At 62.7% G+C, this 21399-nt stretch carries 23 protein-coding genes; 8 read left to right on the top strand and 15 right to left on the bottom strand.

Translation table 11 applies throughout. The features are described from left to right. Nucleotides 1–36: 36 nt before the first annotated feature. From AC0L3L_RS24210 to cysS, 9 genes are all read right to left on the bottom strand, one after another. Nucleotides 37–723, bottom strand: coding sequence for a glutathione S-transferase family protein (locus tag AC0L3L_RS24210; RefSeq protein ID WP_473639375.1), 687 nt, complete (start codon nucleotides 721–723; stop codon nucleotides 37–39). 15 nt (nucleotides 724–738) lie between these two features. Further along, complete coding sequence (gene rarD / locus AC0L3L_RS24205; protein ID WP_473639373.1) at nucleotides 739–1659, bottom strand: EamA family transporter RarD; 921 nt, start codon at nucleotides 1657–1659, stop codon at nucleotides 739–741. A gap of 135 nt (nucleotides 1660–1794) precedes the next feature. Beyond that, nucleotides 1795–2334: a hypothetical protein gene (locus AC0L3L_RS24200; RefSeq protein ID WP_473639371.1), complete on the bottom strand. Its 540-nt coding sequence runs from the start codon at nucleotides 2332–2334 to the stop codon at nucleotides 1795–1797. 4 nt (nucleotides 2335–2338) lie between these two features. Then, complete coding sequence (gene cimA / locus AC0L3L_RS24195) at nucleotides 2339–3955, bottom strand: citramalate synthase (protein WP_473486666.1); 1617 nt, start codon at nucleotides 3953–3955, stop codon at nucleotides 2339–2341. A 2-nt stretch (nucleotides 3956–3957) separates the two neighbouring features. Next, nucleotides 3958–4914 (bottom strand): prolyl aminopeptidase, encoded by a 957-nt coding sequence (gene pip / locus AC0L3L_RS24190; protein ID WP_473639369.1) that lies wholly within the window; start codon nucleotides 4912–4914, stop codon nucleotides 3958–3960. After that, entirely contained in the window at nucleotides 4911–5387 is a 477-nt protein-coding gene (locus AC0L3L_RS24185; RefSeq protein WP_473486664.1) for a GFA family protein, read from the bottom strand. Before AC0L3L_RS24185 ends, pip begins: the two co-directional genes overlap by 4 nt. Next, nucleotides 5384–5875, bottom strand: coding sequence for a GFA family protein (locus AC0L3L_RS24180; protein WP_473486663.1), 492 nt, complete (start codon nucleotides 5873–5875; stop codon nucleotides 5384–5386). The genes AC0L3L_RS24185 and AC0L3L_RS24180 overlap by 4 nt, the downstream gene beginning before the upstream one ends. Nucleotides 5876–5879: 4 nt before the next feature. After that, nucleotides 5880–6266, bottom strand: a complete 387-nt coding sequence (locus AC0L3L_RS24175; protein WP_473486662.1) for a VOC family protein — start codon at nucleotides 6264–6266, stop codon at nucleotides 5880–5882. Next, nucleotides 6263–7735 (bottom strand): cysteine--tRNA ligase, encoded by a 1473-nt coding sequence (cysS, locus tag AC0L3L_RS24170; protein WP_473639367.1) that lies wholly within the window; start codon nucleotides 7733–7735, stop codon nucleotides 6263–6265. Before cysS ends, AC0L3L_RS24175 begins: the two co-directional genes overlap by 4 nt. A 389-nt stretch (nucleotides 7736–8124) precedes the next feature. On the opposite strand from cysS, the gene AC0L3L_RS24165 reads away from it, so the two are divergent. Next, the gene (locus AC0L3L_RS24165) at nucleotides 8125–8280 is read left to right on the top strand and encodes a hypothetical protein (protein ID WP_095496669.1); all 156 of its coding nucleotides are present in this window, start codon (nucleotides 8125–8127) and stop codon (nucleotides 8278–8280) included. A gap of 83 nt (nucleotides 8281–8363) precedes the next feature. On the opposite strand, the gene AC0L3L_RS24160 is transcribed toward AC0L3L_RS24165, so the two are convergent. Then, nucleotides 8364–9122: an SOS response-associated peptidase gene (locus AC0L3L_RS24160; protein ID WP_473528054.1), complete on the bottom strand. Its 759-nt coding sequence runs from the start codon at nucleotides 9120–9122 to the stop codon at nucleotides 8364–8366. Nucleotides 9123–9247: 125 nt separating this feature from the next. On the opposite strand from AC0L3L_RS24160, the gene AC0L3L_RS24155 reads away from it, so the two are divergent. The 4 genes from AC0L3L_RS24155 (at nucleotide 9248) to AC0L3L_RS24140 (ending at nucleotide 11606) form a co-directional block, all read left to right on the top strand. Beyond that, nucleotides 9248–9667, top strand: a complete 420-nt coding sequence (locus AC0L3L_RS24155) for an NUDIX hydrolase (protein ID WP_473528055.1) — start codon at nucleotides 9248–9250, stop codon at nucleotides 9665–9667. 48 nt (nucleotides 9668–9715) lie between these two features. Continuing rightward, a complete protein-coding gene (locus AC0L3L_RS24150) occupies nucleotides 9716–10093 on the top strand; it encodes a TIGR02301 family protein (RefSeq protein ID WP_473639365.1) in 378 nt (125 codons plus the stop codon). A gap of 313 nt (nucleotides 10094–10406) precedes the next feature. Then, nucleotides 10407–10664 (top strand): hypothetical protein, encoded by a 258-nt coding sequence (locus AC0L3L_RS24145; RefSeq protein ID WP_077381793.1) that lies wholly within the window; start codon nucleotides 10407–10409, stop codon nucleotides 10662–10664. A 138-nt stretch (nucleotides 10665–10802) separates the two neighbouring features. After that, entirely contained in the window at nucleotides 10803–11606 is an 804-nt protein-coding gene (locus AC0L3L_RS24140; RefSeq protein ID WP_473486658.1) for a hypothetical protein, read from the top strand. A gap of 21 nt (nucleotides 11607–11627) precedes the next feature. On the opposite strand, the gene AC0L3L_RS24135 is transcribed toward AC0L3L_RS24140, so the two are convergent. Continuing rightward, entirely contained in the window at nucleotides 11628–12959 is a 1332-nt protein-coding gene (locus AC0L3L_RS24135) for a dihydroorotase (protein ID WP_473639363.1), read from the bottom strand. Between the two features lie 83 nt (nucleotides 12960–13042). On the opposite strand from AC0L3L_RS24135, the gene ygfZ reads away from it, so the two are divergent. From ygfZ to AC0L3L_RS24120, 3 genes are all read left to right on the top strand, one after another. Further along, on the top strand, nucleotides 13043–13921 hold the full coding sequence (gene ygfZ / locus AC0L3L_RS24130) for a CAF17-like 4Fe-4S cluster assembly/insertion protein YgfZ (RefSeq protein ID WP_473639361.1): 879 nt from the start codon (nucleotides 13043–13045) through the stop codon (nucleotides 13919–13921). Then, entirely contained in the window at nucleotides 13921–14553 is a 633-nt protein-coding gene (locus AC0L3L_RS24125) for an HD domain-containing protein (protein WP_473486655.1), read from the top strand. Before ygfZ ends, AC0L3L_RS24125 begins: the two co-directional genes overlap by 1 nt. Nucleotides 14554–14618: 65 nt before the next feature. Next, nucleotides 14619–16769 carry a putative bifunctional diguanylate cyclase/phosphodiesterase gene (locus AC0L3L_RS24120; protein ID WP_473639359.1) on the top strand — a complete coding sequence of 717 codons (2151 nt, stop codon included), beginning with the start codon at nucleotides 14619–14621 and terminating at the stop codon, nucleotides 16767–16769. A 337-nt stretch (nucleotides 16770–17106) separates the two neighbouring features. Here the strand turns inward: AC0L3L_RS24120 and AC0L3L_RS24115 are convergent, their stop codons facing one another. The 4 genes from AC0L3L_RS24115 to AC0L3L_RS24100 form a co-directional block, all read right to left on the bottom strand. Beyond that, entirely contained in the window at nucleotides 17107–18570 is a 1464-nt protein-coding gene (locus tag AC0L3L_RS24115; protein WP_473639357.1) for a RimK family protein, read from the bottom strand. After that, entirely contained in the window at nucleotides 18567–19766 is a 1200-nt protein-coding gene (locus AC0L3L_RS24110; protein ID WP_123149899.1) for a peptidase C39 family protein, read from the bottom strand. Before AC0L3L_RS24110 ends, AC0L3L_RS24115 begins: the two co-directional genes overlap by 4 nt. 169 nt (nucleotides 19767–19935) lie before the next feature. Beyond that, a complete protein-coding gene (locus AC0L3L_RS24105; RefSeq protein ID WP_473486652.1) occupies nucleotides 19936–20727 on the bottom strand; it encodes an anti-sigma factor family protein in 792 nt (263 codons plus the stop codon). Beyond that, the gene (locus AC0L3L_RS24100) at nucleotides 20724–21242 is read right to left on the bottom strand and encodes a sigma-70 family RNA polymerase sigma factor (protein ID WP_473639355.1); all 519 of its coding nucleotides are present in this window, start codon (nucleotides 21240–21242) and stop codon (nucleotides 20724–20726) included. Before AC0L3L_RS24100 ends, AC0L3L_RS24105 begins: the two co-directional genes overlap by 4 nt. Between the last annotated feature and the right edge of the window lie 157 nt (nucleotides 21243–21399).

Here is a 21399-nt window from a genome sequence, read left to right as displayed (position 1 = left end):
GTCAGGCGGCTGGGGCGCGGGATGTAGCGGCAACCGTTACAAGGTTGCGCGAAGATCCTCGATGACAGTGCCGGCGGCGCGCACCTCCGCTTCGTGGTCCGGCTCGCGCCACGTTTCGGCAAGGGCTGCCGCGTACCATTCGCGCATCGCCGGCAGAGCCAGCAATCGCGCCGGATAGGTGGCAGCTGCGCCCTCGAAAGACAGTCCGTAGGACTGAACCCTAAACGCCACCGGGGCAAAGAAGGCGTCAACGGCGGTGAAGCGATCGCCAGCCAGGAACGGTCCGCCGAAGCGGAGCAGCCCATCGCCCCAGAGATCGCCGAGACGGAAGAGGTCGTGCTTCAGCGCATCGGACATCGGCACCGGCGCGACGCGGACACCGCAATTCATCGGACAGGAGCCGCGCAAAGCGGTGAAGCTCGAATGCATTTCGGCCGCAGCCGACCGCGCCCACGCTCGCGCCTTCGCGTCGGCAGGCCAGACGCCGGCGTGGCGCTCGGCCAGATATTCGGCAATGGCGAGCGAATCCCAAACCGCCCAGCCGTCGTCAATCAGGCAAGGTACGCGGCCGCTGGGCGAGAACGGCCGGTAGAGGCTCCAGCTCGATCCGGTCGGAAACGGTGTCAGCCGCTCCTCGAATGGGACGTCCAATGTCCGCATCAGCACCCAGGGCCGCAGCGACCACGAGGAATAATTCTTGTTTGCTATGTGTAGCACGTACATCGAAAATCCCTCGTCCTAACGCACTGCCGGCCGGATCTCGCGGCCGCGGAACATCGACCAGGAGTAGATCGCCAGCGCCGTCCAGATCAGGCCGAAGGCGACGGCCTGGGTGCTGCCGAAGGGTTCGCCGAAGATCAGCACGGCGATCAGGAACACAATGGTCGGCGCGATATACTGCATGATGCCGATGGTGGAGAGGCGCAACAGCTTGGCCCCGAAGCCAAACAGCAGCAGCGGTACGGCGGTGACCGGGCCGCAGCCGATCAGCAGCGCGGTATCGTTCAGGGAACTGGAGACGAAATGGTCCTGCCCGGTGACGATGAGGAAGATGATGTAGCCGAGCGCCGGCACCGACAGCAAAAGCACTTCAAGCAGAAAACCCTGGCTCGGACCGATCGGCAGCGTCTTGCGGAAGAAGGCGTAGGCGGCAAAGGAAAACGCCAGCACCAGCGACACCCAGGGCAGCTTGCCGGCGTCGATCGTCAGCACCGCGACCGCGATGGCCGCCATCACCACCGCCGCGATCTGCAGCCTGTCGAGCCGTTCGCCGAGCAGCAGCGCGCCGACAACGACGCTGACAAGCGGGTTGATGTAGTAGCCAAGCGCGGTCTCGATGGTACGGTCGACCGCGATGGCCCAGACATAGATGCCCCAGTTGACCGAAATCAGCGCCGCCGTCAGCGCCGCCATCGAAATGATGCGCGGCGAACGCAACGCCGCTTTGAAATCCGCCGTGCGGCCGGCCCAGACCAGAACGGCCGCCGCGATCGGCACCGACCAGACGATGCGGTGCGCGATGACTTCGGCCAGCGGCAGATGGGCGACCGCCTTAATGTAGAAGGGCAGCAACCCCCACAGGAGATAGGCGCCCAGTGCCAGCAGAAAGCCACGCCTGGCCTTTGAGTCTGCTTCGAGCTGAATTGCTTGCGTGGTCATGGCCCAACGCTATGCGCCAGCCGCCGTGCCAAGACCATCGCAAAGTTCTGATGGATCAATGGACTTTCGCTGATGGGTTCAAGTGGCTGGCCCAGCCTTTCCACCATATTCATTTGAAAACGCGAAGCTCGCGCGTCACTTGGCTTCGTCGGGTGCTGGCACCAGCTCCATGAATTCCGCTTCAGTGGTGTCGTGACGAAAGCCTGTCACGCATTCTGCCACCTGGAGCGGAATGTCTGCGATAAAGTCTATCTCGGCAGCACCTGCGTCCTCACGATCCTGGTCGGCGAAACGCGCGCGTCGGATCTCGTCGAAACAGGACGGAAGGTTCCCCGTCACTTCAAGATTGCGTGCGCCATCCGCGCTGGTGTGTCGTATACTCCAGACTTCGTGCCCATCACGCCACTGCTCGGCCCATTGCAGCATGACCGTATCGATACTGTGAACGACGACCACATCCCTGCCAGTCGAAAGGCTGGCCATAGGCTTCCCGTCCACCAGATCCATGTTCACATCGTCAAAAATGACGACTGACCAATTTTTGCCGACCACGGCGCCATTATAGGCAAAATCAAAAACCTCGTCCGTCTCTCCGGTCTGGGCCAGACCAAAGACCAATGCCGCCTTTGCAAGCGGGAGATCGTGAAATGCAACCCAACTTATTGAAAAGCCCATCTCTTCACTCTGCCGCGACCAGCCCAGCCAACTCGCGGTTCTTCATCAGCTTGTAGACGATCGAATCCATCAGCGCCTGAAACGAAGCGTCGATGATGTTTTCTGAGACGCCGACCGTCCACCAGCGGGCGCCGGTGCTGTCATGCGATTCAATCAGCACGCGGGTGATCGCCTCGGTGCCGCCATTGAGGATACGCACCTTGAAGTCGGCAAGCTCGAGGTCGGCGATCTCGTTCTGGAATTTTCCGAGATCCTTGCGCAGCGCGATGTCGAGCGCGTTGACCGGACCGTGCCCCTCCGCCACCGACATCTTCTCCTCGCCGTCGACCAGCACTTTGACGATCGCCTCGGAGACCGTCTTCAGCTGGCCGTTGGCGTCGAAGCGGCGCTCGACCATGCAGCGGAACGAGGTGACGCTAAAGAATTCCGGCAGGCCGTGCAGCATCTTGCGCGCCAGCAGCTCGAAGCTGGCGTCGGCGCCTTCATAGGCATAGCCCTCGGCCTCGCGCTCCTTGACCACTGATATTAGCGCATCGAGCCGGTGGTCGTCCTTCGGCATTTCGATGCCGCGCCGTTTCAACTCGGCGAGGAAATTGGCCTTGCCGCCCTGGTCCGAGACCATGACGCGGCGGCGGTTGCCGACCGCTTCCGGCGGCACATGCTCGTAGGTGGCCGGCTCCTTGGCCAGCGCCGAGGCATGGATGCCGGCCTTGGTGGCGAAGGCGGAAGCACCGACATAGGGCGCCTGCGCTTCCGGCGCACGGTTCAACAATTCGTCGAAGGCGCGGGAAAGGCGCGATATGCCGGCCAATGCTTCGGCCGAGATGCCTGTCATAAAACGGTTGGAAAAGGCCGGCTTCAGCGCCAGCGTCGGCACGATCGAGATCAGATTGGCGTTGCCGCAGCGCTCGCCGATGCCGTTCAGCGTGCCCTGGATCTGGCGCACGCCGGCCTCGACGGCGGCCAGCGAATTCGCCACCGCCTGGCCGGTGTCGTCATGGGCATGGATGCCGAGATGGTCTCCGGGAATGCCTGAGACGATGACCTTCTCGACGATGGCACGCACTTCCGACGGCTGCGTGCCGCCATTGGTGTCGCACAGCACCACCCAGCGCGCGCCGGCGTCGTAGGCGGTCCTGGCGCAAGCGAGCGCATAATCGGGATTGGCCTTGAAGCCGTCGAAGAAATGCTCGCAGTCGACCAGTGCTTCCTTCCCGGCAGCAACCGCCGCCTCGACCGAGGCCTTGATCGCCTCGAGGTTTTCTTCGTTGGTGCAGCCCAGCGCGACGCGGACATGGTAGTCCCAGCTCTTGGCGACAAAGCAGATGGCGTCCGACTTCGACTGGACCAGTGCGGCAAGGCCTGGATCGTTCGAGATCGACACGCCTGCCCGCTTGGTCATGCCGAAGGCGACGAATTTGGCACTGGCCGTGCGGTGCTCGGCGAAGAAAGCGGTGTCGGTCGGATTGGCGCCAGGATAGCCGCCCTCGACATAGTCGACGCCGAACCCGTCGAGCAGCCCGGCGATGGCAATCTTGTCCTCGACCGAAAAGTCGATGCCCGGCGTCTGCTGGCCATCACGCAGTGTCGTGTCGAAGAGATAGAGGCGCTCGCGGCCCATGCTCATTTCCCCGCAAACCGATCCGTCGCCCGGATCAGCCGGTCGAGGATGCCCGGCTCCGAATAGGCATGGCCGGCACCCTCGATCAGGTGGAAATCCGCCTTCGGCCACGCCTTGTGCAGCGCCCAGACATAGCGCGCCGGGCACGGCATGTCGTAGCGGCCATGAATGATGGTGCCGGGGATATCCTTCAACTTGAAGGCATCACGCAGCAATTGCCCTTCCTCCAGCCAGCCGGCATGGACGAAATAATGGTTCTCGATTCGGGCGAAGGCGACGGCGTAGTCGTCTTCGCCAAACCGGCTGCTGGTTTCCGGATCGGGCAACAGCGTGATCGTCTCGCCCTCCCACAGGCTCCAGGCGCGGGCGGCCTCGACCTGCGCCTTGCGGTCGCTGCCGACCAGCCGCTTGCGATAGGCGGCCATCATGTCGCCGCGCTCGGCCTCGGGGATCGGCGCCAGGAAGCGCTCCCATTTGTCGGGGAACATTTCCGAGACGCCGAACTGGTAATACCATTCGAGCTCCGCGCGCGTCAGCGTGTAGATGCCGCGCACGACCAGTTCGCTGACCTGCTCGGGGTGCGTCTCGGCATAGGCCAGCGCCAGTGTCGAGCCCCACGAGCCGCCGAACACCAGCCATTTGTCGAAGCCGCACATGTCGCGCAGGCGCTCGATATCGGCGACCAGATGCCAGGTGGTGTTGGCCTCGAGCGAGGCGTTTGGCGTCGACTTCCCGCAGCCGCGCTGGTCGAACAGGATGACATCGTAAAGCTTCGGATCGAACAGCCGCCGGTGCTTCGGGGAAATGGTGCCGCCCGGTCCGCCATGCAGGAATACGGCCGGCTTGGCACCCCTGGTGCCGGAACGCTCCCAGTAGACCTGATGGCCGTCGCTGACATCCAGCATGCCGGACTCGTAAGCCTCTATCTCCGGATAGAGGGTGCGCAGTTCACTGCTCATAATTTCAGGCCCTGCTGCGGCCAGTTGGCCGTCTCGTGATCCGGATGCTGGAAGGAGATGATCGATTCCTGCCGGGTGTAGTAGTCGGGATCGTCATGGACCGGCGCGTCGAAGATCTTCTCCACCCAGGGCAGCCGGGCGGCGTAGTTGACCTGGATCTGCGGTGCGAGGTCGGAGCGATCGTCAAAAGCGCCGATGGCGATCTCAAGCCCGCCGGGCTGCCTGTAGGCCAACGGCGTGCCGCAGCGGGCGCAGAAGCCGCGATCGATGTTGACCGACGACTGGAAATAGCTCGGCTCCTCGCGCACCCATTCGACGCCGTCCTTCGGCACCGTCACCAGCGCGCCGAAGAAGGAACCGAACTGTTTCTGGCACATGCGGCAATGGCAGATGGACGGGCGTCCAAGCGCCCCACGAATGCGGAAACGCACGGCGCCGCACTGGCAGCCGCCGGTTCGAACGGTTTCGGTCATGATCTTTCCTCCGGCGGCCATTGTTCGGTGTCGTGGTCGGGGTGCTGGTAAGAGACGAGGTCGGCGAGATACGAGGACGACGAAAAATCGGCCATCGTGTCCTCGCCGGGCAATTCGTGGATGTGATCGACATAGGGGAGTTTTGCTTCGATGCCCCACTGGATGGTCGGCGCGATCTCCTCCGGATCGTCGAAGGCGGCGATGGCGAGTGCGATGCCGTCGGGCGCCTCGAAGGTCAGCGGCGTGCCGCAATCGGCGCAAAAACCGCGCCATGCGGCGTTGGAGGAGCGGAAGCGTTTGGGCTCGCCGCGCGTCCAGTCGAGTTTTGCGCCACGCACGGACACCAGCGGCAGGTAGAAATTGCCGCTTGCCTTCTGGCACATGCGGCAATGGCAGACGGAGGCGTCACCCAGCGCGCCTTCGACACGGAAGCGCACGGCGCCGCACTGGCAACCGCCTGTGTAGACTGGTCTGTTGTCTAGGCTCATTGCTTCACTCCGGGGTATGGCAGACGGCTTCGACATTGTTGCCGTCGGGGTCGAAGACAAAGGCGCCATAGTAGTTCGCATGATAGTGCGGACGCAGGCCCGGCCCGCCATTGTCCTTGCCGCCGGCAGCGATGGCGGCGGCGTGGAAGGCATCGACCTCGGCGCGGCTGCGCGCGGTGAAGGCGACGTGCTGGCGGTCCTTCGGCTTGTCCTTGCCTTGATGCAGCCAGAACACCGGCCGGTCACGGCCATAGCCGCCGACCTTCGCACCGCCGGTATATTCCTGCGGCACCATGTAGAGCAGCGAGGCACCGAGCGGCGCCATCGCCTTATCATAGAACGCCTTCGACGCGTCGAAATCGGAAACGGTGATGCCAAGATGATCGATCATCTTTTTACCTCCCAGGTGGTGATGCGGGCGCTGGTGACGGGGTCCTTGCCGTCCTTCAACTGGATACCTTGCGCCAGCAATTCGGCGCGGATGCGGTCGGCCTCGGCCCAATTTCCAGCAGAGATGAGGGTCAGGCGTTTGGCGATCGCCCTGGCGATGGCGTCTTCATCGACTTTGGCCGGCGTAACGTCGAAGCCAAGGAACAGCAACGCCGCCTTCAGCGAAGCGGCAGCATCGTTGCCCGCTGCGGCAGCGTTACCGCCACCGGCAGCATTGAAATCCACAGCCTCGCCGGCCAACTGCGTCAGCACCTGGAACGCAGAATAGGTTGCGAGATCGTCCGACAGGGCTTCCACCACTTCCACCGGCAATTGCATTGCCGCCGCCGGTGCGATATCCGCCGCCCGCTTCCATTTACGCAGCGTATTTTCCGCCTCTTCCAGCTTGCGCACGGAAAAGTCGATCGGCTCGCGATAATGCGTCATCAGCATCGCCAGCCGCAGCACCTCGCCCGGCCATTTGCGGCCACCAAAGGTCTCGGTCTCCAGCAACTCGTTGATCGAGTAGAAGTTGCCCAAGCTCTTGGACATCTTCTGCCCCTCGACCTGCAGGAAGCCGTTGTGCATCCACACTTTTGCCATCACATCGGTGCCGTGGGCGCAGCGCGACTGGGCGATCTCGTTCTCGTGGTGCGGGAAGATCAGGTCGAGCCCGCCGCCATGGATGTCGAAGACCTCGCCGAGATAGGCGGCCGACATCGCCGAGCACTCGATGTGCCAGCCCGGCCGGCCCCTGCCCCACGGGCTGTCCCAGCCCGGCTCTTCCGGCGAGGACAGCTTCCACAGCACGAAATCGCCAGGGTTCTTCTTGTGTGGATCGACGGCGACGCGAGCGCCGGCCTGCTGTTCGTCGAGATTGCGCTTCGACAATTGGCCGTAGTCCGGCATCGAGGCCGTGTCGAACAGAACTTCGCCTGCCGCAACATAGGCATGGCCGCGTTCGATCAACCGTTGAATCAAGGAGATCATGTCGACTTTGCCATCGGCGCGCGGCTCGACGAATTCGGTGGCGCGCGGCTCGACCGTCGGTTCCAGGCAGCCGAGCGATGCCACATCCTTGTGGAACTGGTCGGCGGTTTTTTCGGTGACCCGCCGGATCGCCTCGTTCAGCGACAGCTTTCCCGAGGCAATCTCGCCGCCGAAATCGCGCAGTGCGCGGTCATTGATCTTGTCGTCGACATCCGTGATGTTGCGTACATAGGTGACGTGCGCTTGCCCGTAGAGATGGCGCAGCAGACGGAACAGCACGTCGAAGACGATCACCGGCCGCGCGTTGCCGATATGGGCAAAGTCGTAGACCGTCGGGCCGCAGACATACATGCGCACATTGCGCGGATCGATCGGGAAGAAATCCCCCTTGGTCCGCGTCAGCGTGTTGTAAAGGCGCAGGCCCTGCGATGCGTCAGACATTCGTGCCTTCCCGGTGCGTTACTTTTTGGCCGGGCCCACTTGCGCCGAGACGCAAATCAGGCACCAGCCTGCTGGCCGGGGCGTTTGTCCACTCTAGAAGGAAGATAGGCGAAAACGTCCGGACCAGCGCGAAGCTAGCCAATAATGCAAATGCCACAAATGGCGAAAGACGTTCTCATGAGCGGCTTTATCGCCTCACCCAGTGTTGCCGTCAAGTCGCAACTTTCGGCAAAAGAGTCGCTGGATCACAGGTAATGACGCGGTGAAACATTTTATTAAACATCTCGGCACAGTCATGAAACATTCACCGGCTAGATCACCAGATGTCACGATTTGGTCGGATTCGACCAGCAAACGCGGACACGAAGACGTTACCAGGGAAGAGAAAAATGCCCCGAACCAAGCAGGACTCCAGCAGTGCCAAGCAACCGGCGCTCGCCAGCCAATACCGGGCGATCGGCCCGGCCGCGATCGTCGCCGCCCTTCTCCACACAGCGAAGAAGAAGAAGCCGGTGCAGAAGATCATATCGCCGCGCGCTGCCTGATGTGACGTGCGGCCGGCCGGTCGCCAGTAAATGGGGTGCCGGCAATGAAGGCGCTGAAGCGCCCCAGGAAATAGCAGCTACTGCTAAAACAAGGTCATCTGATTGTCGTCCGCGCCGGGCTTCTGGCGCCTGGCCTTCCCGGGCTCCGGCCCCACGACGCCCCCCTGAATCTCCGGCCCGGTGTTGGCGACCTTGTTGACGAGGTCGGAAACCGGAACAGCCTCGAAGAAATCGAGCAGTGCCGGTCTGAGCAGGTCGGCCACGTCGCGCGGCTCCAGCGTGCGGCAATCCAGCCAGCGGGCGAAATCCTGCGGATCCATCACCACCGGCATCCGGTCATGGATATGGGCGATGTCGGCATTGGCGTTAACGGTCAGGATGGCGCCGGTGTCCATCTCCGAACCGCCCGGCTCGGCATAGGTCTCGATCAGCCCGGCGAAGGCGACAAGCCCGCCATGCTTAGGCCGCACCCAATAGGGCTGCCCCCTCTTGCCGCCCGATTGACGCCATTCGTAGAAGCCGGAAGCCGGGACCAAAGCGCGGCGATGGCGCATGGCGGTGCGAAACGAGACCTTTTCCGTTGCTCCCTCCGAGCGGGCGTTGAACAGCAGCGGAAACTCACGCGTGTCCTTCACCCAGGCTGGAATCAGTCCCCAGCGCACCAGCATCGGCTGCCGGTCAGGCAGATTCGAGCCTGACGCCTGCGGCAAGCCTGCAATCGCCATCAGGACCGGCTGCGTCGGCGCGATGTTGTAGCGGGCCGGAAAATCCTCCAGCTCCGTCAGACCGAGAAAGGCGGCAGTCTGGTCCGGCGTGGCGGTCAAGGCGAAGCGTCCGCACATAAGCTAAAAACTCGTTGAATTGGTCGGATGCGAAGGTGGCAATGGAACCGGCGTTGCGCAATCGCTAATGCTTCTTCAAGCCGACCGGTCCACAACGGGCTGCAGCAAATGACGATCGGAGATCCATGGACGAGATGCGCGAGATACTCCCGGCTGTCTCGGTCGCCATTGTCCGCGGCAACACGGTGCTGCTGGTCAAGCGGGCGCGGCAGCCTTCGCAAGGATTCTACGCGTTTCCAGGCGGCAAGGTCGAGGCCGGCGAGACGCTGCAACAAGCCGCGCAGCGCGAATTGCTGGAAGAAACCGGGTTGCAGGCTCACAACTACCGCCCACTTCGGGAAATCCACATCGACGGCGGCAGCGACGGGCACCCGGTCGACTATCTGCTGACGGTGTTCGGCGCCACCTATGTCGGCGGCGAGCCCGTAGCCAGCGACGACGCCGAGACCGCCGCCTTCTATACGCTCGGCGAAATGACGGCGCTGCCGCTTGCCGCTTCGGTGTTTGCCGTTGCCGAAGAATTGCTCAGGAATGCAGGGGCGTAACCTCCAAAATCGCCTTGCAGCCGACAAATTGTTTGGCCACATAGACTTATGATCCGCGCATCGCTTTTCCTTGCAGCTTGCCTCGCCGCCAGTACGGCAATCAGCGCGCGGCCGGCGCTGGCCGCCGAGTCGCCGTTCGAGCCGGGGCTGATGCGGCTGGCGGAGGTGCTTGGGTCGCTGCATTTCCTGCGTAATCTGTGCGGCGAGAAGGGAGACCGCTGGCGGGTCGAGATGGAGAAGCTGATCGCTTCGGAAAATCCGGACCCGGAGCGGCGCGCCCGCTTCATCGCCAGCTTCAATCGCGGCTACCGCTCCTTCGGCGGCACCTACACGCAGTGTACCGCCTCGGCGACCGAAGCCATCAGCCGCTACATGAAGGAAGGCGAGACGCTGTCGCGCGACATCGCCTCGCGCTACGGCAACTGACCTTGGCACCCCCTGCTTGTGTCCGGTGGCGTCTTAGTGCAATCCTTGTGTTGCACTTCTGCAACGGCATTAACGAAACGTTACCGCGCGGATGTGGAATTAACTCAAACTGAAGGTTTTCATCCCGCTCGCCGGCCTAATCGGCTAAGTTTGAATCGGATCGAACGCAGGTTTGCAAAACGTGACGAGCCCTTGTCGAAACGACCCTAGAAATGTCGTATTTACAAGTACTTACTTAACCTGCGTGTAAAAGGGACAGCCCAAGCCTGATCCGCATCTGCCGGATCGCCGCTTGAAAAGGGTGGACATCGCAATGGAACATGGCGTCAACGACATCGACGCGCTGGTCAGGGAAGAAAAGCGCCTGACTGCCGTGGAAAGCCACAGCGAGGCCTGGGCGGAAGGGCTTTCGGCCGGAATCGAGCCGGAAATCATCGCCGAGGCGGCCCTTGAAACCGCGTTCGGCGAAATGCTGCGCGCCAATGGCGAGACCTCGGCCCTTGCCCTGCTCGACCGCATGCGTGAAAAGGTGATAGCCGGGGCCTTCGAACCAGGACGGCTGCGGCACTGAACCGGCATCAGGCTCTTTGACCACGGCGTGCCGCTTGGGCGGTCATGCCCTGGGCACCTGGGCGGGCCTGGGCACCTGTAAGGGCCTGGGCATCTGTAAGGGCCTGGGCATCTGGACGGAATCATGGAGAGGCAGGCGGTGAACTTTTCGACGTCAGGCCAGCCGCGTGGCTTGGCCCTCAGCATCCGGCTCGCCGCTTTTTGCGCCGCGGTTCCGCTCGCGCTTTGCCTCGCAAGCAGCCCCGGATATGCGCTGAGTGAAATCAAGCGCGAGGACCTTCCTTCGCCGGTCGCGCCGCCCGCCGACGACGACATGCCGCCGCCGGGAACTGCGGTGCCGATGCCCGACCCGCTCGCCACGACGCCGCCTGCGGCCAGCCAGCCAACGCCCCCCGACGAGCGGGAACAGATCGAACCGGAGAGGCCAACAGACGATGGTGGCATAGCCAATCCGCAAGTCGACCCGGATGAACCCTTGCCCGAGGTCGTCTACGATCTCAGCAAGCTGCCGGAGCCGGTCAGGCGCATGCACGATCTGATTATCGGGGCCTGCAAGAGCGGCGACATCGAAAAGCTCCGGCCGCTGATCGGCCAGGGCGATACGATGACCCAATTGTCGCTGAGCGAGATCGAAGGCGACCCGATCACCTTCCTGAAAGGTCTTTCGGGCGACACGGAAGGCCAGGAAATCCTCGCCATCCTGGAAGAGGTACTCAGTGCCGGCTATGTCCATGTCGATGTCGGCACGCCGCAGGAGCTCTATGTCTGGCCATATTTCTTCGCGCTGCCGCTGGACAAGCTCGACGCCAGGCAGCGGGTCGAGCTATTCAAGATCGTCACCGCCGGCGACTATGACAGCATGAAGCAGTTCGGCGCCTACATCTTCTACCGCGTCGGCATCACGCCGGACGGACAGTGGACGTTCTTCGTCGCCGGGGATTGAGCGGCTTGAAAGTCCGACGCTCTAGACCGCCAGCGCCTCGGAAAACTCCACCGCCCGGCCCTGCCCTGGCGTGACGATCTCGCCTTCCCACATCACGCGGCGGCCGCGCACGACTGTTCCGACCGGCCACCCGGTCACTTCTCTGCCGTCATAGGGCGTCCAGCCAGCCTTCGAGCCTGCCTGCGCATTGGTGATGGTCTCGCGACGTTTCAAATCGACGATCGTGAAATCCGCGTCGTAGCCGGCGGCGATGCGGCCTTTGCTGGCCATGCCGAAGATACGCTGCGGGCCGTGGCTGGACAGGTCGACGAAACGTTGCAACGTCAGCCGGCCGGCATTGACGTGGTCGAGCATGATCGGCACCAGCGTCTGCACGCCGGTCATGCCCGACGGCGAGGCCGGATAGGGCTTTGCCTTTTCGGCCAGCGTGTGCGGGGCGTGGTCGGAACCCAGCACATCGACGATGCCTTGCGCAATGCCGTGCCAGATGCCGTCGCGGTGGCGTGCTGCACGCACAGGCGGGTTCATCTGGATCAGCGTGCCGAGGCGTGCATAGTCGTCAGCGCTCAGCGTCAGATGATGCGGTGTCGCCTCGCAGGTCGCGACGTCCTTGTGCCGTTCGAGGAGGGCGATCTCCTCGGCGGTCGAGATGTGCAGCACATGGATACGCGCGCGGGCTTTGCGAGCAATGCGCACAAGGCGCTCGGTGCAGCGGAAGGCGGCGATCTCGTCGCGCCAAACCGGATGCGAGGCCGGGTCGCCCTCGATGCGTTCGCCGAGCCGCTCGCGCAGCCGGAATTCGTCCTCGGAATGGAAGGCCGCACGGCGGCGGGTATTCCTCAGGATCGAGGCGACGCCCTCATCGTCCTCGACCAAAAGGTCACCGGTGGACGAGCCCATGAATACTTTTATGCCGGCAGCACCGGGTAGCCGCTCCAGTTCGCCGGCATCCCCGGCATTGTCGCGGGTGCCGCCGACCCAGAAGGCAAAGTCGCAATGCATGCGGCCGGAGGCGCGCCGCACCTTGTCGGCAAGGGCTGCCTCGCTGGTGGTCAGCGGGTTGGTGTTGGGCATCTCGAAGACGGTGGTGACGCCGCCCAGCACAGCTGCCCGCGAGCCGGTCTCCAAATCTTCCTTGTGCTCCAGCCCCGGCTCGCGGAAATGCACCTGGCTGTCGACGACGCCGGGCAGGACGTGCAGGCCACGACAGTCGACCGTCTCGCCGGCTGAAGCCTGGCCGAGATCGCCGATGGCGGCGATGCGCCCGCCGTTGATGCCGACGTCGCGCCGGCCCTCGCCATCGTGGTTGACCACCGTGCCGCCTGTCAGGATGAGGTCGTAGGTCGTGGCCATGCTGATCCGGTCTCTTGCGGGGGGAGTGTGAGCGGCTTACGTAATGGCCGACTGTTTTGCAAGATCAGGTTCTTTTTCCGCCCATGCCCTTTGCCCTACTGAAAGATCGCGCACTCGTTTCCGTGTCAGGCCCGGATGCCGAGAACTTTTTGCAGAACATCCTGACCACCGACCTCGACGCACTGGCTGCCGGCGAAGCAAAGCCTGGCGCCTTGCTGACGCCGCAAGGCAAGATCCTGTTCGACTTCCTGATCTCCCGCGCTGGCGAGAATTCCTTCCGCCTCGAATGCCGAGCCGATGTATCAGATGATTTCATCCGGCGGCTGATGCTCTACAAATTGCGCGCCAAGGTCGAGATCGCCAAGGCAGATCAGGGACTTGTCGCTGTTGCGTGGGGGGATGACTCAACCGCTTCGCAGTTTGATTCAACGCCGGTTGCAGATGCACGGTTCCGCGACGCGTCCGTAACGCGCTTTTATGGCGGCACGGCCGCCGGCGGCGATCCGGCCGCATGGCAAGCGCTGCGCATCGCTCATGGGATTGCCGAAAGCGGTAGCGACTATCAGCTCGGCGACGCCTTCCCGCATGATGTGCTGCTCGACGAAACCGGCGGTGTCGGCTTCAGGAAGGGCTGCTATGTCGGCCAGGAGGTGGTCTCGCGCATGCAGCATCGCGGCACCGCCAGACGGCGGGTACTGATCGTTTCGGCCGAGCGGCCCCTGCCGGCTCCTGGTGCCGAACTGACAGTTGCCGGGCGACCGGTCGGCACGCTTGGTACTGCCGCCGGCACGGCAGGCCTCGCCATAGCCCGTATCGACCGAGTCAAGGCAGCGCTCGACGTCGGCCAGCCGATCATGGCGGATGACGTCACTGTGTCGCTCACCATCCCTGCCTGGGCGAAGTTCACTTTTCCGCTGGAAACCGTTGGCCCGCAGGAATCCGTCGGCGCGGAGGAGGCCTGATGGCGGCCGACCGTGCCGGCGCGCCGCCGCGCGCCTGGCAGCGCATGCTGTCGGGCCGGAGGCTGGATCTGCTTGACCCTTCGCCGTTTGATATCGAGATTTCGGACATCGCCCACGGGCTTGCCCGCGTCGCCCGCTGGAACGGCCAGACCAGCGGCGATCACGCCTTTTCCGTCGCCCAGCATTCGCTGCTGGTCGAGGCGCTTTTCGGCGAGCTGGCGCCGGACGCCCCGGCCGACGCGCGGCTGGCGGCTTTGCTGCACGACGCGCCGGAATATGTCATCGGTGACATGATCTCACCGTTCAAATCGGTGATGGGCGGCAGCTACAAGGAGTGCGAGCTGAGGCTGCAGCGCGCCATCCATCTGCGCTTTTCGCTACCGGTCGAACCTAGTGCGGGCCTGCGCAAGGAAATCAAGCGCGCCGACCAGATCGCCGCCTATTTCGAGGCGACGCTGCTTGCCGGCTTTTCGACCGCCGAGGCGACCGAATTCTTCGGCCGGCCGCGCGGCTTCAATGCCGAACGCTTCGATTTCACCCCGCGTTCGGTGACCTGGGCGCAAAACGCGTTCCTCAAACGGTATGCGGCAATCGAGAAATCGCGGCGTCAAACGCTGCAGCCAGCCGACTGAAAAACGGTAAATTAACCGAAAAGGACAACAGTGCCGTGTTCGATCACGGTCTGCAGGCACGCCTCATGTCCGTCACTCATGCCAAGGCTGGTTCGCCCGTCCGCGGACGGAGGGCCGAAGGTATAGGCCTGCCGCGACGGATAGAGGACGAACTGCGAAAACAGGATGATCGTTTTTCGGCCGCCGTCGAGAACATGTCGCATGGCTTGGCCATGTTCGATGCCGACGAGCGTATGATCATCTGCAACGGCAATTATACCAGCATCTTTTGCCTCGACCCCGAGATCGTGCAGCCCGGCATCCGGTTTTTCGACATCCTCCAGCACAGCGTCGACATCGGTGTCGCCTCGCACAGCGCCGAAGAACTCTACGCCATCCGCAAGCCGTATATCGACCGGGCGAAACCCTCGACCTACGAGGAAACGCTGTCGGATGGCCGCATCATCAACATCTCGCACCGGCCGCTGGCTTCAGGCGGCTGGGTGTCGATCTACGAGGATATCACCGAACAACGGCGCGCCGAGCAGGAGCTGAAGGAGCAGCATCGACGCTTCGACGCGGCACTCGCCAACATGTCGCAAGGCCTTTTGATGTATGACGCAGACAGCAGGCTGATCGTGCGCAACGAACGTTTCTTGGAACTCTACCACGTGACGCCGGCCGATTTTCCGCTTGGCATGAGCCACGGCGACGCGCTTGAGCAGCTCGTGCGCCTGGGTATCTATGCAGAGATCGACATCGACAGCGAGATCTCGAAAACCGCAGCCTGCCTTCAAGCCGGGGAAATGCGGTCAACCTATCGCCATCTTGCCGATGGCAGAACGCTTTTGGTCGTGCGGCGGCCGATGAGTGGAGGTGGCTGGGTCGCAACTTTCGACGACGTCACCGAGCGCAGGCGCGTCGAAGAGCGCATGACCCACCTTGCACATCACGACACGCTGACCAATCTGCCCAATCGCTCGATGTTCCGCGAACGGCTCGACCAGGCCTTGGGCGAGGCCACGGACCTGGCGATATTCTCGCTCGACCTCGACCGCTTCAAGTCCGTCAACGACACCTGGGGGCACCCGGCGGGCGACTGGCTGCTGAAATGCGTGGCCGAGCGGCTGCAAAATTGCCTTCGCAACGAAACGGACGTGGTCGCTCGTTTCGGCGGCGATGAGTTCGTCATCATCCAGTTCAATACAAAAGGTGCCGGCCCAAAAGGTGCCGGCGATGCGGAAAAACTGGCAAAACGCATTGTCGACATCATCGGAAAGCCATTTCGCGACAAAAGCCGCGACATGCATGTCGGCATCAGCCTTGGCATCGCCCTTTTCCCCAATGACGGCAGGGATGCCGACACGCTGCTGAAAAACGCCGACATGGCCCTCTACAGGGCGAAAAGCGAAGGACGCAACGTCTATCGCTTCTTCGAGCCAGGCATGGATGCGATGGTACGGGCACGACGCGCACTCGAAACCGACCTGCAGGCAGCGCTGCGGCGGCGGGAATTCGAGCTCGATTTCCAACCCATCATGAACATCGCCTCGAGCGAAATCGTCGGCGCCGAAGCGCTGATGCGGTGGCACTCGCCGGCACGCGGCTTGGTGCCGCCAGACGACTTCATCCCGGTCGCCGAAGAAACCGGGCTGATCGTGCCGCTCGGCGAGTGGGCGCTGAGGAAAGCCTGCACGGTTGCGGCGGGCTGGCCGCATGGGTTGCGTATCGCGGTCAATGTCTCGGCCGTGCAGATCAAAAGTGGCACCTTTGCCCGCAGCGTGATCTCCGCGCTGGCATTTTCCGGCGTGCCGGCCGATCGGCTTGAACTGGAAATCACCGAAACAGTGCTAATGGACGAGAGCGATACCGTGCTCAAGACGCTCAGGCAGTTGCGCGACCTCGGCGTCCGTATCGCGCTGGACGATTTCGGCATCGGTTACTCGTCGCTCGGCTATCTCCGCCGCTTCCCGGTCGACAAGATCAAGATCGACCGCTCCTTCATCCGCGACATCGACAACCGCGACACGGCCGCGATCGTGCGCACGGTTATCGGGCTCGGTGCGCAGCTTGGAACGACCGTCACAGCCGAAGGCGTCGAAACCGGAGCGCAACTTGAATTCCTGCGCAGGGAAGGCTGTGTCGAGGCCCAAGGTTACCTGATCGGCATGCCGTCGAATGCGGCGGATATTGCTCGCTTGCTGGAGTCGCGCGCGGCGATCAGGCAATCAGGCTGAATGCGACAGGCCAGACATAAATCGTAATCTAAAATAGAAAAATTATAGCGTAGAGCAAAGTCGAAAGGAACGCAATTATTAACGGGTGAAATACCAAAACCCTGGTTTTATTTCTAATTCTGTTAAGGGGATCTTTTCCTTCTCCCCAATAAAATTCGTTACTTTCCTTAAGCGGGTTATCCCGGGCGAAATCCCAACCTGTGCGCGAATAAAAAAATAACATCTGAAATCACTACCCTTACATATAGCAACAGGATAGTCGACCAAACTATCAGGTAGATATATCTGAACAAACCGTCCCCCTCATTTGCTCCCGTGAAAGGCGCAAGCGGTAGGTCTACCGCCCCTGTCGGTCGAGCCGTTCCAGGAACCACTGCGTCAGCCGCACCCAGACCTCGTCTTTTTCGCCGGAGTCCTCCCAGCCATGGTCGAGATTGGGATTGTCGTTGACCTCGATGACGAAGACACCGTCCTTGGTCTCCTTGAGGTCGACGCCGTAGAGGCCATCGCCGATGCAGCGCGCCGCCCTCACCGCCGTCTCGACGACATGGGCCGGCGCCTCCTTCAAGGTAAAGGTCTTGATGCCGCCCTGGTCCGGCTTGCCGTTGGCCTTGTGGTTGACGATCTGCCAGTGCTTCTTGGCCATCAGATAGTGCACGGCAAACAGAGGTTGACCGCCGAGCACGCCGACGCGCCAGTCATATTCGGTCGGAATGAATTTCTGCGCGATCAAGAGATCGGAATCCTCCAGCCATTCGGTGGCAAGCGTCTTCAGCTCCTCGAAGGTGGCGCATTTCTTGACGCCGCGCGAAAACGACGAGTCCGGGATCTTCAGCACCAGCGGAAAGCCCAGCGCCCGCGCCGCAACTTCGAGATCCGAGGTGCCGGCGATCATCACCGTCGGTGGCACCGGCACCTTGTTGTAGGTCATCAGCTCGTTGAGATAGACCTTGTTGGTGCAGCGGATCATCGACAGCGGATCATCGATGACCGGCATGCCTTCCTGCTGGGCGCGGCGCGCGAAGCGGTAAGTGTGGTTGGAGATCGAAGTGGTCTCGCGGATGAACAGCGCGTCGTAATTGGCGAGCTTGGCCAGATCCTTTTTGGTGATCGGCTCGATTTCGACGCCCATCTTTTCGGCGATCTTGGCCCAGTAGCGCAGCGACGAAATCTCCGACGGCGGCAACTCCTCATGCGGATCGACCAATGTGGCGAAGGTGTAGCGCGCCGGCGTGCGGCCCTTGGTGTCACGCCATTCGCGGTTGGTATAGGTCTCGAGGCACTGAAGGAAGCGCTTTTCTTCCTCCTCGGTCATCCTGGCCAGCGGATGGAAGCCGATCTTGCGGATCGACGCCCATTCGGCGCCGTCGGTGATGCGGACTTCCAGCGTCGGCGCTCGAAACCAGTCGAACAAAAGCTTGGCGAAGCGATCCCATATCCTCGACGGGCCGATGCCGAAGAAGATGCAGACTTTTTGCGGAAAGGCGCCGCCCAGATCCTTGCGGCATTTGTTGAGCGCGAGTTCCAGCTCCGGCAGCGCGTGATCGTAGAGCTTGCGCTCAGACAGGTCGATCATCGTCTCGACCGTCGGGATGACCTTGTGGCCGCGCGAACCGGCCAGCAGCGAGGCATAGTAGCCGCGGCTTTGGTAGCCGTAATTGTTCGACAGGTTGATGACCTTCGGCCGCTGGCCGCGAAACAGCGCCGGATGGGCAAGGTAGTCGCGATTGGTGATGATCTTGTGCGGTGTCGCCACCTGATCGAGATCGTTCTGCCGGCCGGTAAGGATGACCCAGGTCATTGTCTGTCGCGCTTTCCGAGGGTAATGGCGGCACGCAATCCGTCGCGGCCGAACTGCGCCATGTTCATGAAGATGCCGTAAGGCACGGGAATGTTGGCGGCATCAAGAATGGTCTCCTGTCTCTCGTCTTCGACCCAGGGATCGTGGATCAGGATATGGTCGCCGTCGTCGCCGATGGCCAGCACCCAGTGCGGGACCTTCTTGCCGAACATCAGGAAGCCGCTGATCAGGACCAATACCAGTTTCCCCTCGGCGATCGCGGTGCGGATATCGTCGATGGCGAATGGACGGTAATTCACCGGGATGCCGTAAAGTTCCGCGCGCCGGCGAAAGTCGACCTGCGCCAGTTCCATCACCCGGCGCTTGTCTTGGCTGCGCACCGACTGCAGGAACAGCGCGCCATGGAAGGAGACATATATCTCGGCAGAGAGCCCGCTTTCATGGCCGGCAACGGCGAGGCCGAACGGCTCGCAGCCGCCAGGCCCCGACATCATGAAAACGGTGGTCGCCTCGCGCCACAAACGGATTTCCATGACCGGGTCGGGCACGAAGCCGGGCTCGAAATTGGCCATTGCCATCATCAGGCAGCACGGGCCGCAGGTGAATTCGCAGGTCTGCTGGTAGAACGGCACCCTGGTGGCGACCGGAATGTCGCCCCGCAAGGTCTTTTCGTAGCGCAGCGCCGAGGCGCCGTCCTCGTAATAGCCCGGTTCGCGGCCGATCTTGCGGTAGCCGCTCTGCTCGTAGATGCGAATGGCTCGGCTGTTGTCCTCGCGCACCTCGAGGCGCAGCATCATGCGGTTGTGTTCGAAGGCGGTCTCCTCCGCCGATGCCAGCAGCATGCGGCCAATGCCGAGCCCGCCGAAAAAGGGACCGATGGCGATGGAATAGAGCCGCGCGACGCCGCTGCCTTTGCGAAACAGCACGACCGCATAGCCGGCGACGCGGCCGTCGCTTTCGGCAACCAGCAGCTCGGCACTTTCGCGTTCGATCAACTGGCGAAAGGAGCGGCGGGAAATGCGATCGCTCGAGAAAACAGCCTTCTCGATGACGGCGAGGTCATCGACGTCGGACGCGCGGGCCGTGCGAATCTCGGCAGGCATGCGGGCTCGGAAAACCTCGATTGCGTTGTGGAAAAGGCCCTGGTCAGAAGTGTCGACAACACAGCCGAAGCGCCAGCATCCGTCAAGCGCTATCGCACCTCGATTCGGGCTCAATTGTGACAGTTTCGCCGGGTGCACGGCCCGAAAATCGAAATCGATTTTCGGAAAGGATCATGCGCAAAAATTAAAGTGCTACAGCGTCCTTTGCGCGTCCAAAGGACGCGCGGCGCTGTAGACGCAACCTTTGAAAAACAGGCGCAGCTCAGCTGGCCAGCCCGGCAAGAAGCTGGCTGTAGGCGCTCTTCGCCACCGCAGTCAGCTGCGCGCGCGGCAGCGAGCCGACGACGGCGCAGCCATAGCCCTTATCCAGCCAGTAGACGGCCTCGGGGCCGTTCTCTTCCGACCCATAGGTGCCCTTGGCCTTCTCGGCCGATTCGGCCGTGACGAACAGCGAGATGCGCTCGCCTTTGTCGTCCTCATAAAGCAGCATCGCGGCCTTGCTCTCGCCAGCGGGCAGCAGCCGGCCGCCGACGAGCTGGAATCCTTGCGCCGCCAGATCCGGTGCGACCAGCTTCAGGCCGACCCGATTGGACAGCCAGGTCTGCAGATGATCCTTGTCGCTGGCGGGCACTTCCACCGCATGTCGCTGCTCGGCGGCATAGATGACATGGGCTGCGATCGCCTGCTCGGCGAGTTGGTCCTCGGCGGGGTCTTCCAGGCCGAGATGGTCGATGCCGGCGAAATAACCGCCAACACCGCCAATGGCCAGCATCGCCGCTGCGGCAGCCGGGAGCCACCAGCGCGAGCCCAATGGCACCGTCTTGACCGGCGCCTCGCCGAACACGATCTTCTGCAACCGCGCCGGCACCGGCTCGTCGAGCACGCCGGCAAAGGCGGCACGAAGCGCTGCGCGGTCGGCGACATAGCGGGCGCTCCTCGCCTTCATTTCAGGATTGGCGTCGAGCCAGGCGTCATAAGCCACGCGCTCGTCAATCGGCAACTCGCCATCGAGGGCCATGTGGATGTCGCGTTCGGAAAAATCGCGCCGGGTCATTTCTCAACGATCCTTATCGCCCGGCGACGCGCGGCGTCATCCAGCAGCCCGCGCAACTCATCACGCCCGCGCGCGATGCGCGACATCAGCGTGCCGGCCGGCACGCCGAGGATGTTGGCGGCTTCGGCATAGGAAAAGCCTTCGATGGCGACCATGACCAGTGCTGCGCGCCGATCGGGGCTTATCGCCTGCAACGCGTCGATAATTTCGCGCGAGGCGATGCTCTCCACCTGCTCGGCTGGTGCTGCCTGCGCCTCGCTCGCTTCCAGCGGCAGCATCGCGGCTTCGCCGCGCCGGTTCACCTTGCGCATCTGATCGATGAACAAATGATGCATGATCGTAAACAGCCACCTCCTGGGGCTTTCTCCAGTCTGCCAATTGTCGAGCCGCACAAGCGCCCGTTCGAGACAGTCCTGAACGAGATCGTCGGCGGCATCGCGGTCGCGCAGCAGCGAGCGCGCATAACGGCGCAGGCGTGGTATTTCGCCCAGGATTGCTGCCTTCTTTTCGTCCATGACCGCTGGTTCTGAGGTCGCCCTTGTTCATCCGATTGAACGCGCCTTCACGGCGCGGCGCAAGCGGCCAGCGCGAAGCGGTCCGCCGCCCCGGCCACCCAAGCAACAAGATAACGCGGCCGGCGGGCGTTTTATTCCCGGCCGGCGCTGGAGGGCC

This window comes from Mesorhizobium sp. WSM4849, assembly GCF_055811385.1.
The sequence above is the reverse complement of the archived record's forward strand: the minus strand, read 5'-3'. Positions and strand labels throughout refer to the sequence as shown.